Here is a 15,672-nt window from a genome sequence, read left to right as displayed (position 1 = left end):
TGTCCTGCGCGAGCTCCCGCACGAGGGCCGGGAAGGGGTACCCGTGCAGCAGGTCGTCGGAGACGTCGCGCTGGGCGCGGGTGACGAGCCGGTCGAAGGGCTCGTCGGCGGGGAGCGCGACGCGCACCGGCACCATGTTGATCATCAGGCCCACGGTGCGGGCGAGGGCGTCGCCCTCGCGCTCGTTCACCGGCATCCCGACGACGAGTTCGGCGGCGTCGGAGTACGTCGCCAGGGTCGCCGCGTAGGCGGTGAGCATGGCCGTGGACACGAAGGTCCGGCGCGCGGTCGCGAACTCGGCCACGCGCGCGGCCAGTTCCGCGGGCACCTCGGTCACGAGGGTCTTCCCGGCGAAGCGGTCGGCGAGGGCCGTGTGGGGCCGCTCGGCGGGCAGGTCGAGCACAGGCAGGGGCGCGGTGAGGCGGCTGCGCCAGTACGGAAGGCGCTCGGCGCCGCGCCCGGCCAGGGTGCGCCGCTCCTCGCGGACGAAGTCGTGGAAGCCCGCGCCCGCTTCGCCGCGCGGAGTGCGGCTCCCCGCCGGGGCGCCGCCCACCCGTGCCTCGTACTCCTCGAACAGCGTGCTCATCAGGAGCGTCGCCGACGTGCCGTCGAAGACGATGTGGTGGACGACGATCAGGATCAGCGACTCGTCCCCGGGGCGGTCGAAGACCCGGACGCGGAACAGTCCCCCGCCGCCCTGCGTGATCGTTTCTGCCGTCCCGGCCAGCGAGAACACCCGCTTGCTGGCGCCCTCGACGACGGCGAGCGCCTCGCTCTCGTCGGCGGTGCCCGTCAGGTCGATCCGCGCGAAGTCGAGCGCGCGGGCCGGGTCGACGGACTGCGTCGGCTCCCCCGCGTCCTGGCGGATCACCGTGCTGAGCGCGGGGTGGCGCACGAGCAGCGCCCGGCAGGCGTCCTGGAACGCCGCCACGTCCAGGCCGCTGACGCGGAAGCACAGCGGCACGTTGTACGCCGTCATGTCCGGGTACGCCCGCTGGAGCGCCCACAGTCCGCGCTGGCCCTCGGAGAGCGGGTAGGCGAACTCCCCGGCGGGGCGCGGGGCTTCCCCGAACCCGGCCGCGGACCCGGCCTCGGCGCGCGGCTCCGCCGCCTGGTCGCGCAGGTCGCGCAGGAGGTCGCCGACCTCACGGGCGCCGACGCGGCCCGCCTTGTAGTCCGCGATGAGGGCGCTGAGCTCGTGCTTCACTTCTCGTAACTCTCTTCGTCGAGGAGCGCGATGGCGTCGTCGAGGTGCAGGGCGCCGGCGCGCAGGCACTCGAGGACGTCCAGGACGTCGGGCGCGGTGGGCCGTTCCTCCGGCCCGGCGGACGGCCGGTCCGGGTCCGGGGTCTCCGGGGTCTCCTGCGGCTCCGGAATGCCGGGGGCCTCGGTTCGCGTGGCGACCAGGCGCTTCAGGCCCGCGGGCCACCGGTCCGCCAGATGCCCGGCGAGTTCGGCGACGGTGCCGTACTCGAACAGGGCGCTGGGCACGAAGCCGGGCGCGACCGTCGCCGCCAGGTCCTTGCTGAGGCCGACGGCGCCGAGCGACGTCAGGCCGAGCTCGATCAGACCCGCGTGCGGGCCGATGTCCTGCGCGGGCCGTCCCAGGCGGGCGGCGACGAGCTGACGCAGATAGCCGCGGGCCTTCTCCTCCACCGGAGGCTCGGCCCGGTGGACGGAGACGGGCGGCTCCGCGCCGTCCGGAACGAAGCACCAGCGGACGGCGTCCGTCACAGGGGCCGCGGTGGCGGGTGCCGCCACGGTGGGGGTGGTCGTCGCGGCGGGCACGGTCGTCGTGGCGGGGACCGCCGTCGTGGCCGAGAGGGCCGTCGTCGCGGGGACCGCCGTCTTGGCGGAGACCGCCGTCTTGGCGGAGACCGCCGTCTTGGCGGAGACCGCCGTCTTGGCGGAGACCGCCGTCTTGGCGGAGACCGCCGTCTTGGCGGAGACCGCCGTCTTGGCGGAGACCGCCGTCGTGACCCAGTGGCGCCGCTTGGCGAACGGGTACGTGGGCAGGTGCACGCGCCGAGGTGCCGCCGGGCCGGGCCAGGCGACGGCGTGGCCGCCGAGCCACAGCTCCGCGACCTTGCCCCACTTGCCCTGCGCCGCCCACCGGCCGACGAGTTCCGCGCGGACGTCGTCCTCGTCGAGGAGCCGGGACTCGGCGGTCGCCTCCGCCACGCGGCCGCGCCACACCTGGACCCCGGTGCCGTCGGTCCCCGTGCCGCCCGCCACGGCCTCCAGGCCCTCGCGGACCTCGTCCAGGTCGTGCGCGAGGATCACCGCCCGCTCGGCCAGCGCCACGCGCCCGGTCTGCAGGGTGTGGGCCAGGTCCGCGGGCGCGAGCGCGGCGCCCTCCTTGGTGTCCAGGAAGCGCAGCAGCTTCTCCGCGTAGGCGCGCAGCCGGTCGCCGTCGGTCGCCGACAGCGGGACGAGCACGGGGCCCGCCGCCACGCCGCTCAGGGCCTGGTCGGGCACCGGCGGCGCCTCCTCGACGACGACATGGGCGTTGGTGCCCGTGGCGCCGAACGCGCTCACTCCGGCGCGGCGCGGCGTGCCCGGGCCGCCCGCGTCCACCGTCCACTCCTCCAGCTCCGTCTGGAGCCGGAAGGGCGAGTCGGCGAGATCGAGGTACGGGTTGGGCGCGGCGGCGCCGACCAGCGGCGTCAGGGTCCGGTGGTGCAGCTGCAGGACCGCCTTGGTCAGCCCGCTGATCCCGGCGGCCGCCTCGGCGTGGCCGATGGCGGACTTGACGGAGCCCAGCGCACAGAAGCCCTTGGCGTCGGTGTGCTTCTCGAACGCCCGCCGCAACCCCTGGACCTCGATGAGGTCGCCGATCTCGGTGCCCGTGCCGTGGGCTTCGAGGTAGCCGATCGTCCCGGCGTCGACCCCGGCGCGCTCCAGGCAGGTCTCGATGAGCTCCGCCTGCGCGGCGACGGACGGCACCCGCATGCCGGGCGTCCGGCCTGAGTGGTTGACCGCGGTGCCCTTGATGACGGCGTACACGGCGTCGCCGTCGGCCAGCGCGCGCTCCAGCGGCTTCAGGAGCACCGCGCCGACGCCCTCCGCCGCCACGTAGCCGTCGCCGCCCGCGCCGAAGGAGCGGGCGGGCGCGTCGCCCGCCAGCAGGTCGAGGCCGCCGTACGTGCCGTACTTGGCGGGGTGCAGCGAGAGGTTCACCCCGCCCGCGAGGGCGGCGTCGCACTCGCCGCGCCGCAGGCTCTCCACCGCCAGGTGCACGGCGTTGAGCGACGAGGCGCACACGGAGTCGACGGCGAGGGACGGGCCGCGGAAGTCGCAGACGTGCGAGACGCGGTTGGCGACGGCCGCGGCGTTCAGCGCCAGGGGCGGGCCCGCCGGGTCGCCGTCCGCCGCGTCGTGCTGCACCAGGACGTAGTCCTTGTGCATGACCCCGGCGAAGACGCCGACGGTCCCCCGCCGTCCGCCGTCCTCTGCCCCGGAGAGGCCCGCGGGTGTGTATCCGGCGTCCTCGACGGCCTCCCAGCACACTTCGAGGAACAGCCGCTCCTGCGGGTCGAGCCGGGCCGCCTCGGCGTCGGGTATCTGGAAAAACTCCGCGTCGAAGCAGTCGGGGTCGTCCAGGAAGCCGCCCAGGTGGGACACCGGCCGCCCCGAGGGAGTGCGCTCGCCGTCGAAGGTGTCGCGCGGCCAGCGGGCCTCGGGCACCTCGCCGACGCAGTCGCGCCCGGACTTGAGGTTCTCCCAGAACTCGGCGAGGCCGCGCGCCTTCGGGTACCGGCCGCCGATGCCGACGATCGCGATGTCCCGCGTCCCGCTGCGGTCGGGCACGGCGGGGGCCGGGCCCGGAGCCGGAGCGGCGGGAGCCTCGGGAGCGGCGGAAGGCTCCACCGACTCAACAGCCCCAGCTGCCTCCGCGGCCTCTGCGCCCTCCACGGGCTCGGCCGGCTGGTGGTGGCGCGCCAGATACCCGGCCAGCGCCGCCACCGTGGCGTGCTCGAACAGCAGCGTCGGCGCGAGTCGCGTGCCGAGCCGCTCCCCGAGCTCCGCCGCGACCCGCAGCAGCGACGCGGAGTCCAGGCCCAACGCGTAGTAGCTCGCGCCCGCGTCGACCCGCTCCGCGGGCACGCCGAGCCGATCGGCGACGACCGACCGCACGAGGGTCCGCATGGCGTCGGCCGCCGGCGCGGCCACGGCGGTGGCCCGGGGCGCGGGCACGGCTGCCGCCACGGCCGTCGGGCGCGGAGCCGCGCCCCGCGCGGGGTCGATGTGCCCCGCCTCGCGCACGGCCTTCGTGGTCAGGCCCGTCAGCTCGGCCAGCTTGCGCCCGTGGTCGTCGAAGAACTCCATCCCGAAGGTGAGGAGTTCGTCCCCGCGCGAGATCGTGTCCCGCCGTACGCGGGTGTGGCAGGCGCGGCCCAGCGGCGCCGCGGCCCGGAACGTGGCGTAGTGCAGGGGCAGGAAGAGCCGCGGCTCGCCGCCCAGGGCGACGGCGCTGGCCGCCACCGCGCTCCCGTCAATGAGGACGGGCTGGAACGACCGTTCTATCCAGTCGTGAGACAGGAAGTCCTCGTCGACCGCCACGCTCACCCAGATGTCGTCGGGCGTGGTGCGCACGGTGCCGACGGCCTTCATCGCGCCCGAGTGGACGAGTTCCTGGGACCGGAAGCTGCGGTAGATCTCGCTGAGGTCGCGTACGTCCCCGGGGGCGTGCAGCGCGTCGAGGACGTCGGCGGGGGCATCCGCGTCGAAGGCGGTGGGGTGGTCCGTCAGGTGGACATCGGCCGTCACGTACGGGGCCGGGGCCCCGCCCTCGCTCCGTACGGCGTCGGTGACGGTGATCCGCCAGGCGTCGGCGGCCGTGGCCCGGGCCTCGACGCGCAGGTCCACGGCGGCACCCTCGGCCACGCCGAGCGGCCGGTAGATCGACAGGTCGCGCAGGACGAGCCGGGCGGGCGACGTGTCGGGCGTCAGCTCCGCGCAGCACCCGTACAGGAGGTCGATCCAGGCGAGACCGGGCAGCAGCCGCCGTCCGTAGACGCGGTGTCCGTCGACGACGGCGTCGCGGGCGTCGACGCGCCGCGTCCACACCCGCGCCTCGGCGACGGGAGCGCCGGTGCGGACGTCCCGGCGGTCGAGCTCCGGGAGCGCCACGGGGCGCCGTCGCTCCTCGCCGGGGCGCGGCGGCATGGGGCGGCCCAGGATGACGTGCCCGTTCGTGCCGCCGTCGGCGAAGCTGCTGACCGCCGCGTACGCCAGGTCCACCGGCTCGGCGTGCCGGGGCAGGCTGAGCTGGGCGGGGTCGATCGTGAAGTGCTCCATGGGCTGCTCGCCCGACAGGAACGGCACCGTCCGCTGGTGGTGCACCATCAGCGCCACCTTGATGAACGCGGCGATTCCCTCGGCGCACAGCGGGTGCCCGATGTTGGGCTTCATCGACCCGACGCGCAGCGGCGCGGCGCGGTCCCCGCCGTACACCTCCTGGACGGCCTTCAGCTCCAGGAGGTCCGTGAGTTCGGAACCGGAGCCGTTGACGTCCAGGTGGCCCACCTGGTGCGGGGAACAGCCCGCCTGGCGCAGGGCTTCGCGCATCACCTGCTTCTGGGCGGTGAGGTTGGGCGTGGCAGGTCCCGCGGTGCGGCCGTCGTTGTTGACGGCGAGGCCCTCGACGACGGCGTAGATGGTGTCGCCGTCGCGCTCGGCGGCGGCCAGCGGCTTGAGCAGGACGACGCCCGCGCCCTCGCCGAGGACGACACCGCCCGCGCGGCGGTCGAAGATGTGGAACGCGCCGTCCTCGCGCAGCAGTCCGCGGCGCCGGAACAGCTCGTGCGCCTCGGGGTCGGCGAGCAGGCTGACGCCCGCGACCAGGGCCAGGTCGACGGAGCCCGCGGCCAGCGCGTCGGTGGCGACCTTCATCGCCGTCAGCGCGGACGAGCAGGCGGTGTCCATCACCATGGCGGGGCCGTGCCAGTCGAAGAACTGGGAGACGTTGGCCGCCAGGTAGTTCTGGCCCACCGTCATGATGGGGTTGCGGGCGCCGTCCACCAGCGTGCCGTCAGGGCGCTGTCCGCTGCGGGCGCCCACGTACACGCCGGTGCGCGAGCCTTCCAGGTCGGCCGCGCGGTAACCGGCGTGGTGCACGGCCTTGAGGCTCTCCTCCAGGAGGACGAGCGCCTGCGGGTCCATGGCGCGGACGTCCTCGTCGTGCAGCATGAAGTGCCCGGCGTCGAAGCCGTACACGTCGTCGATGAGCCCGGCGCGGAAGCCGGTCGGCCGCCCCCAGCGCTCGGCGGGCACCTCGCGCACGGCCCGGCGGCCCTCGGACAGCAGCTCCCAGTAAGTGTCGAGACCGGGGGCGCCGGGCAGTCGGCAGGCCATGCCGACCACGGCGACCCTGCGGTCACCGGCACGGTCCGCGTCCTCATCCGTGGCGCGCGCCTCGGCAGGGACGGGCACGGCCGCGGCCGGCGTCGGCACGAGCCGCACCGGCTCCGCGCCGAACCGCGCGGCGACCTCCGTCGGATGGGTGTCGAGCAGCCAGGTCACGAGTTCGCTCAGGGTCGGGTACTCCAGGAGGACCGACGGGTCGAGCGGCACGTCGAGGCGCTGCCGGATCCGCTGGAGGACCTGCGCGAGCAGGATCGAGTCGGCGCCGTAGTCGGCGTACGAGGTGTCCGCGTCCAACTGGCCCGCCTTGAGCCCGAGTTCACCGCTGAAGGTGTCACTGAGGAAGGCGGTGAGCCGCGCCCCGAGGGATTCGTCCGCGGCGGAGTCCTGCCGGACCTCGACGGTACGGGCCCGGGGCGCGGGGGCGGCCGGGGCGGCGGGGCGCGCGTCCAGGAGGGCGGTCGCGTCGAAGCGGGCGGCGTCGACGCGGACCGGCATGACCACGGGGCCGCGCGGGGCGGTGAGGATCTCGTCGAGGAAGGCGAGGCCCTCCGCATTGGTGATGCTGAGCAGGCCCGTGTCGGTGTACGCCTTGTTGGTGACCTCGCCGAAGCCGGTCTCCCGCCAGCTCGGCCACTGCACGCTGGTGACGGGCAGTTGGTGGGCGCGCGCATGGGCGAAGTAGTCCATGAAGGCGTTGCCCATGGCGTAGTCGCTCTGCCCGGCGCCGAGGCTCGGCAGGGCCGCCGAGACCGAGGAGAACAGGACGGCGAAGCGCAGGGTGCGCGGGTCGAGGGCCGCGAGCAGGTGCACGGTGCCGTCGATCTTGGGGGAGACGACGCGGGCGACGTCGGCCACGGGCTTGCGGACGAACGCCGGGTTACTCGTGTCCACGAGCCCCGCCGCGTGCAGCACGCCCGCGATCGGCCCGAGCGTCGACTCGACGGTGGCGACGGCCGCCGCGACCGCGTCCGCGTCGTCCAGCGGCAGCGCGAGCACCCGCACCTCGACACCCTGCGCCTCCAGGGCGGCAACGGCGTCGGTCTTCGCCCGTACGGCGGGCGGGCAGGCCTCCGGGTCCGTCCACAGGTGGCGCGGCGGCAGGGGCTCACGGCCCGTCAGGACGAGCCGTCGTACGCCGTGGCGGGCGACGAAGTGCCGCGCGCACAGCAGCCCGATGCCCCGGGTGCCACCGGTCACGAGCAGGACCTCGTCGGGGGCGAAGGCGGGCGGGGTGCGCCGGGATCCGGCGGGCGCCGGGGCCGCGGCGAGCACGGGCGCGAGCCGGGCGCCGTCGCGGTGGCAGACCTCCGGCGCGCGCCCCTCGTCGAGGAGCTCCCGGTGGACGACGGCCGCGAGGGCGGCGGCGTCGCGCACGGCGGGGTCGAGGTCCACGTGGCGGGACGTGAGGCCGCGGTACTCGCTCTGGAGCAGCCGGTAGAGCGCGGCACGGGCGGCCCCCGCCAGCGACACGCGGCGGGGCGCGCCGCGCTCGGCCGCGTCGGCGCTCTCCAGACCCTGGGTCACGAACAGCAGCCGGATGTCCCGCGAGGCCTTCGCGTCGAGCACGCGGCGCAGCAGCGCGAGCGCACGCCCGGAGAGGCTGTCCTCCGCGATGCGGTCGATGCCCCCGGCCGGGGCGGTGTCGTCGCCGGTCCCGGTCAGGTCGATGAGGGCGGCGCACGCGGCGGCACGCCGGTCGACGAGGCCGTCCGCGCCGGGGTCCGCGATGTCCACCAGCACGGCGCCGTCGAGCAGTTCGGCGAGCCGCTCGGCGAGCCGCCGGGTGGCGGGGCCGTGCAGGACGAGGGCGCCGGACGGCCCGGACGAACCGGGTGCGGACGGGGCCGGGCGCCACTGCTTGGTGAGGAAGAGCTCCGTAGTGGACGCCGAAGCGGTGGAGGCGGCGGACACGGGGGCGGCGGACGCGGCGGGCGTCTCTCCGGCAGCCGCGGGAGAGGCGGGTGCGGGAGAGACGGGCGCGGCCTCCGGTACCCAGTGCCGGTCGCGGGCGAACGGATAAGTGGGCGCGCTGATCCTCCGCGGCGCGACGGCCGCGGCGGTGTGCAGGGCCTGCCAGTCGGGCGCGGCGCCGCGCGCCCACAGCTCCAGGAGTTCGGCCGTCTTGCCGCGCCGCGCCAAGGAGGCGAGGGTGTCGGCGAGTTCCTCGGCGGGGACGATGGCCAGGGCCTTCCGGTCGCGCTTGGCGTTGCCGCGGCAGACTCCCTCGACGGTGGTGTCACCGGCCAGGTGGCGCTCCAGCTTCTCGGCGAGCGCGGCGAAGGAGTCGGCGACCACGCCGAGGCGCTCGTCCATGGCCTCGCGCCCGGTCTGGAGGGTGTACGCGAGGTCGGCGGGGGTCACGTCGGCGAGCTCCGCCGTGTCCTTCGCGAAGCGCAGCAGCCGCTCGGCGTAGGCGCGCAGCCGCTCGTCGTCCTTGGCCGAGAGCGGGAAGAGCTGCGGGCCGTGGACGGCGGGAGCGGGGCGGCGGTCGGTGTGCTCGGCCACGATCAGATGCGCGTTCGCGCCCCCGGCGCCGAAGGAGGAGACACCGGCGATCCGCGGCTGCGGGCGCCCGTCGACGACGGGGCGCTCCCAGTCGCGCAGCTCCTGATTGACGACGAACGGCGTACGGGAGAAGTCGATGTGGGGGTTGAGCGTGGCGGAGTGCAGCGACGGGGCGATCTGGCCGTGCTGGAGCTGGAGCAGGACCTTGGTGAGCCCGGCGATGCCCGCGGCGCTCTCGCAGTGGCCGATGTTGGACTTCGCCGAGCCGAGGTAGCAGGGGGCCGCGGCGCCCGCGCCCTCCGGGGTCGCGGCGGTGAAGGCCTGGCTCAGGCCGGTGATCTCGATGGGGTCGCCGAGCTTGGTGCCGGTGCCGTGCGCCTCGACGTAGCTGATGGCCCTCGGGTCGACACCGGATTCGCTCAACGCGTCCTGGATCGCGGCCTGTTGGGCGCGCGGGTTGGGCACGGTGTAGCCGTTGGTGCGCCCGCCGTGGGACAGGCCGCTGCCCTTGATGACGCCGTAGACGTGGTCGCCGTCGCGCTCGGCGTCGCGCAGGGGCTTGAGCAGGACGACGCCGACGCCCTCGCCGGGTATGTAGCCGTCGCCGCCGACGCCGAAGCTCTCGCAGTGGCCCTGGCTGGAGATGAACTGGCCGGTGCTCAGGCCCAGGTACTTGTTCGGGTGCACGGTCACGTTGACGCCGCCCGCGAACGCGAGCCCGGTGCGGCCCCGGCGCAGATCGCGGCAGGCCAGCTCCACGGCGGTGAGCGAGCTTGAGCACATGGTGTCCACGGTCATGCTGGGGCCGTGCACGTTCAGGACGAAGGAGACGCGGTTCGCGACGCTGGCGTAGCTGCTGCCGAGGGCGTGGGGGTTGCCGCGGCCCGCGCCGCCGTCCGGGAACAGCAGCTGGTACTGCCCCCACATGACGCCCGCGTACACGCCGACCCGCCCGGCGGCGCCGTCGCCGGTGGCGCGGCCGAGGCGCTCGCGGGTGTAGCCCGCGTCCTCCATCGCCGTCCAGGCGTGTTCGAGGAACAGCCGCTCCTGCGGGTCCAGGTAGTCGGCCTCGTGGGGCGCGATGTTGAAGAACAGCGGGTCGAAGCGGTCCACCTCGCTGATGAAGCCGCCCCACTTGCTGTAGTGGCGGCCGGGCACGGTGCGGTCCTGCTCGTAGTACTCCCGCCAGTCCCAGCGGTCCTCGGGGACCTCGACGACGCAGTCCCGTCCGGCGCGCAGGTTGTCCCAGAACTCGCGTACGTCCCGCGCTTCGGGATAGCGGCCCGACAGGCCGATGACGGCGATGTCCAGGGCGGTGTCCTCCACGGCGGGGGCGGCGTGGCGCACCTCGGGCCCGGGGGCCGCCTGGGCGACCGGCACGCGCGCCGCGGCAGCGGGCCGCCGCTCCGCCTGCTCGGGAGCGTCCGCCTCGGGAGCGTCCGCTTCGGGGGCGTCCGCCTCGGGAGCGTCCGCTTCGGGGGCGTCCGCGAACATCGCCTCCAGGGCGGTCCGGTGCGCGCCGAGGAAGTAGCCGCCGAGCTCGGCGAGCGTGTGGTACTCGAAGAGCAGCGTCTTGGGCAGCGAGCCGAACGTCTTCTCCAGGCCCGCCGTCAGCTCGGTCGCCAGGATCGAGTCCATGCCGTACGAGCCCAGGGGCTCGGCGTCGTCGAGCTCGTCCGGCGGCAGCTGGGTGAAGCGGCAGAGCTCCGCCTTGAGGAACTCCACCGTGCGGGCGCGCAGGGCCCGTTCGTCGGACGCAAAGGCGGGCGTGGAGGCGGGTGCGGCTGCGGGTGCGGGCCGCCCGGCGTCGGGGGCGGCCGGTGCGGCTTCGGGGGCGGGCGCCGCGTCCAGGAGGACCCGCTCGCCCGCCGCGCGGTCTCCGGCCCAGACGACGATGTGGGACTCGGCGCTGTCCAGGGCGCGGTGGAAGGCGTCTACCCCGGCGTCCGTGGCCATCGGCAGGAAGCCGCCGCGCAGCCGCAGGGCCCGGCGCGTGTCCTCGTCCGCGCCCATGCCTCCGCCGTGCCACAGCGGCCAGGCGACGGACAGGGTGCGGCCCTTGCGCTCGCCCCTGGCGACGCGGGCGCCGCGGTGGTGTGCGAACGCGTCGAGGAAGGCGTTGGCGACGGCGTAGTCGCCCTGGCCCACGTTGCCGGTCGTGCCCATGACGGACGAGAACAGCGCGAAGAAGTCCAGGTCGAGGCCCTTGGTGGCCTCGTCGACGGCGCGGCACCCGGCGAGCTTGGGGGCGAGCACGCGGCGGAACTCCGCGTCGGTCTTGCGCTGGAGGAAGGCGTCGTGCAGGACTCCGGCGGCGTGCAGGACGCCGTGCAGCGCCTTGTGGCGCCGCGTCAGCTTGCGGACGAGGCGCTCGGTGGCGCGGCCGTCGGTGACGTCGAGGACGTGGTACTCGGGGCGGGCGCCCTCGGTGCGCAGCGCCGCGAGCTCCGCCTCGACCGCGGGGCCCAGCGGCGACCTGCCGGTCAGGCACAGGACGGCTCCGGGGGCGCGGCGGGCGATGTCCCTGGCGAAGATCCGGCCGAGGCCGCCCGCGCCGCCGGTGATGAGGTACACGCCGCCGGGCCGCCAGGGCACGGGCGGCGCGCCGGTCGTGGCCGTCTCGTCCAGAGGTTCCCAGGCGAGCACTTCGCGGGTGCCGTCGCCGTGGTGGATCCGCTGGTCGCCGGGGTGGCGGCTCTCCGCCTCCAGGGTCTCGGCGAGGTCTGCCGCCGTCGTGTCGGCGGGCACCGCGAGGACCTGGCCGAGGAGGGCGGGGTGCTCCAGGCGGGCCGTGCGCAGGAGTCCGGACAGGGCCTGGTGGAGCGCCTGCTCACCGTCGGCGTGGGTCAGGACCTGGAGGAGCACGGAGCCGGTCGGCCTGCCGATGAGCAGGCCCCGTATCGCACGCAGGAGTTCGACGGCGTGCTCGGCCACGGAGTCCGCCACCGGGCGACCTGCGGCCTGCTCGGGCGGCTCCAGAAACGTCACTTCCGGGGCGAGCGCGCGCAGTTCGTCGAGCCGGTCGTCGAAGCCGCAGGCGAGCACGAGCCGCGCGGTGTGCGTGGGGGCTTCGGGACGGGCCTGGAGGTCGGCCGCGCGCCACACCGGGCGGAACAGCGTCACGTCGTGCGTGGCCCCCGGCTCGGCGGCGGGCTCCGTGGTCTTGCGCATGGAGTAGCCGCGCAGCCGCGCGAAGATCCTTCCCTGGGGGTCACAGAGGTCGAGGTCCCAGCGCCGCACCTGGCGCGAGGCGGTGGGCACCGCGCGGACCCACGCGTACGCGGAGCGCGGCGTCGGCCCGTGGACGTCGATCCGGTCGAGGGCGAAGGGCAGCGCGAGGCCGCTCGGTCCGGCCGCGTGGGCGTCCGGCGCGAAGGCCGCCTGGAGCGCGCCGTCGAGCACGCTGGGGTGGAGCACGCAGGCGTCGAGGGTGGCCGCCACCTCGTCGGGCACGGTGAGCGCGGCGAGGATCTCGCCGTCGCCGAGGCGCAGTTCGCGCACCGCGCGGTGCGCGGGGCCGTAGTCGAGTCCCGTGGCGCGCAGGGTGGCGTAGAAGTCGTCGACGTCGACCGCGGCCGCGCCGGTGCGCGTCTTCAGCGCGTCGAGGTCGAGGGGCTCGGGCGGTGCCGTCCGTACCCGCGAGGCGACTCCACGCGCGTGGACGACGTCGGCGGCGCGGATCTCGAAGGCGACGGGGCCGGACCCCGAGGCCGGGGCGCCACTGTGCGCGCCCGCTGTCACCACCGTGCGGACCGTCCGCGTCCCTTCGCGTACGACGACGGGGCGCGACCACACCACGTTCTCCAGGCGGAGCACCTCGGCCGCGGCGGCCGGGCCGGAGTCCCTGCCCGCGGCGGGCAGTGTGCGGCTCGCGGCCTCGCGCGCCATCTCCAGGGAGGCGACGCCGGGCAGCACGGGATCGCCCGCCACCCGGTGGTCGCGCAGGAAGAAGTCCTCGGCACAGAAGGCGGATGCGAAGGAGGCGAGGGCGTCGCTGTCCTGGATCGCGCGCTGGAGCAGGAGGTGCCCGGGTGCGGCCGGGTCGGCGGACCGGTCCGTGGCGGGCGCCGCCGGTGGGGCCGGGCGGTCCGCCGCGCCGCGCGGCCGGTCGTCGGCGGGGCCGTCGGCGAGCCAGTAGTGGTCGCGGTCGAAGGCGTGCGTGGGCAGCGGGACGCGGCGCGGCCGGGCCCCGCCCGCGTGGCACGCCTCCCAGTCGACGCGGGCGCCGCGCACCCACGCGGCCAGGACGTCCTCGGCCGCCGCGCCGGGGGCGGCGGTGGGCGCGGCGTCCCGCTCGGCGCGTCCGCGCAGCACGGCGGGCGCCGTGTCGGCGCCCGCCACGAAGTCTTCGAGGAGCGCGCCGAGGGAGGCGACGCTCGTCACCGCGAGGCCGAGGCGCTCGGGCAGCTCCGCGCGGCCCACCTGCGTGGTGTACGCGATGTCCCGCAAGTCGGTGTCGGCCGGGCGCTCCTGCCGCAGGTGGTCGAGCAGACGCCGGGCCTGGCGCAGCAGTTGGGGCTCGCTGCGGGCGGACAGGACGACCATCGCGGGCTCTTGGGCACCGCCCCGGCCGGCGGAGGTGTCCGGTGCGGCCCCGGCGCGCGGGAACTCCTCGACGACGACGTGGGCGTTGCTGCCGCCCGAGCCGAAGCTGCTGATCCCGGCGCGGCGGAGGGGGCGCCCGTCGAGGTCCCAGTCGCGGAGCCGGGTCACGACGGAGAACGGCGAGGCGTCCAGGTCGATGTGCGGGTTGGGGCGCTCGTAGTGCAGCGAGGCGGGCAGCTGCCGGTGCTGGAGCGCGAGGACCGTCTTGAGCAGTCCGGTGATGCCCGCGGCGGCTTCGAGGTGGCCCAGGTTCGTCTTCACCGAGCCGAGCGCGCAGGGCGCGTCGCTGTCGGCGAACGCCTTGGTGAGTCCCTGGACTTCGATGGGGTCGCCGAGGGCGGTGCCGGTGCCGTGCGCCTCCACATAGCCGATGTCGCGCGCACTGAGGCCCGCGTCGGCGAGGGCGGCCTCGACGAGGCTCGCCTGGAGGGCGGCGCTGGGCACGGTCAGGCCGCCCGCCTGGCCGCCGTGGTTGGTGGCGCTGCCCTTGATGACGGCGTGCACGGGGTCGCCGTCGGCGAGCGCGGCGGCGAGCGGCTTCAGGAGCAGGGCGACGCCGCCCTCGGAGCGCACATAGCCGTTGGCGGACGCGTCGAAGGTCTTGCACTGTCCGTCGGGCGACAGCATGCCCGCCTGGTGGTAGGCGACGCTGTTGGCCGGGTGGGCCAGTACGTTGACGCCGGCGACCAGGGCGGTGTCGCACTCCCCCGCGCGCAGTGCGCGCAGGGCCGTGTGCACGGCGACAAGGGAGCTGGAGCAGGCCGTGTCGAGCTGGACGCTGGGGCCGCGCAGGTCGAAGAAGTACGAGACGCGGTTGGCGATGACGGCCATGGAGGTCGCAAGTCCGCTGTGGGCGCGCACGGGCAGGCCGCGGGTGTCCATGACGCGCTGGTAGTCCGAGCCGCTGGCGCCGACGAAGACGCCCGTGCGGGTGCCCGCGACGCCGCCCGGCGCGTATCCGGCGTCCTCCAGGCAGGCCCAGGCCAGCTCCAGCGTCCAGCGCTGCTGCGGGTCCATGTGCCGTGCCTCGTACGGGGTGACGCGGAACAGGGCCGCCTCGAAGGCCCCGGCGTCGGTGACGAAGCCGCCCCGGTCGATGCCGGGGTGGGTGTCGGGCCCGGTGCCGTCGGGCCATTGCCAACGCCCTTCGGGCAGGGTGCCGATCGCGCTGCTGCCGGAGGCGAGCAGCTCCCACAGTGCGGCGCGGTCCTCGATGCCGCCGGGCAGCCTGCACGCCGTCCCGATGACGGCCACGTCACGGGAGTCGTCGGCGCCCGGGGGCCGTGCGGCCGCGGCGGACGGCGAGGCGTCCGGTGTGTGGCCTGTTTCTCGCTCCCCGAGATCTTCCAGATAGGAAATGATCAAGGCACCGGTGTTGTGCTCGAAGAAGAAGAGGGGGGCGAGCGCAATTCCGTATCGGGACTCGATCTTTTCCTGAAGATCCAGAAGCCCGGCCGAGTCGAATCCCAGCTCGAAGAGAGGGCTTTCTAGCGGGTGCTCGATTCCCTCGTAGTCAACGCCGAGTATAACGTCGAAGAACTCCCGCATTTCCACGGCGAGTTGCCCGCGCGGCGGAATGGGCGCCGCCGCGGACTTCTCTCCTTCGCTTTGGAGAATTCGCACTCGTTCCTGACGGCCCGACAGATCGTAGACGACGAGTACGCCGTTTCCCTCGTTGACCAGATCCCCCGGGCGATAACCCGGGACGAGCGTGCGGATCTCGGCGCCGTGCAGCTGGTGCATGCGCAGGACGGTGTCGAGGCAGCGGCCCTGTGCGTTCGTCGCGCGGAGGTACGCGGCGACGTCCGGCTCCGAGTGCCTGCCGAAGTCCCGGAAGCGGGTAACCCCGACCGCCGTCCCGATGGACGCCTCATCTTCGGCGCAGGTCAGCAGGTGTTCCAGGAGCATGTCACCGAACCGGAAGCTTTGCTTCGAAGGGTCGACGTTCAGCGAGAGGACCTGGGCGACCGGGCCGTCGGGCCGGTGCAGGCGGTCGGCGGTGTCGAAGGTCGCCGTGAACACGTCGTCCGGACTCCCGATGCGCTGGGAGTAGATGACCGCGTGCACCGCGCCGTCGGACTCGACGACGAACTGACCGACGGGATAGGAGAAAAGGCGCCGTCGGATGACTTCTTCGGAGACCCGCAGTGGCTCGGCCCAGCACAGCTCCTCGAGTTCGAGAAGTCGGGGCAT

Annotated in this window: 2 protein-coding genes (1 of these 2 only partly in view); both read right to left on the bottom strand. The window is 74.9% G+C overall.

Annotated elements, in window-relative coordinates:
• Positions 1–1,207, bottom strand: partial view of an amino acid adenylation domain-containing protein gene (locus AC5WAM_RS39035; RefSeq protein WP_495520534.1) — the 5' portion only. The gene continues 21,146 nt to the left of window position 1, outside the view; 1,207 of the gene's 22,353 nt are visible here — the first part of the coding sequence; it begins with the start codon at positions 1,205–1,207; its stop codon lies off the left edge, out of view.
• Positions 1,204–15,672 (bottom strand): SDR family NAD(P)-dependent oxidoreductase, encoded by a 14,469-nt coding sequence (locus AC5WAM_RS39030; RefSeq protein ID WP_495520533.1) that lies wholly within the window; start codon positions 15,670–15,672, stop codon positions 1,204–1,206. The genes AC5WAM_RS39035 and AC5WAM_RS39030 overlap by 4 nt, the downstream gene beginning before the upstream one ends.

The organism is Streptomyces sp. JLYT201, assembly GCF_059448825.1.
This window is presented reverse-complemented; position numbering and strand designations above follow the sequence as displayed.

What these genes read in the sequence shown, in the direction of transcription:
- AC5WAM_RS39030 (WP_495520533.1), bottom strand. Translation starts at nt 15,672, where the DNA reads ATGCCCCGACTTCTCGAACTCGAGGAGCTGTGCTGGGCCGAGCCACTG.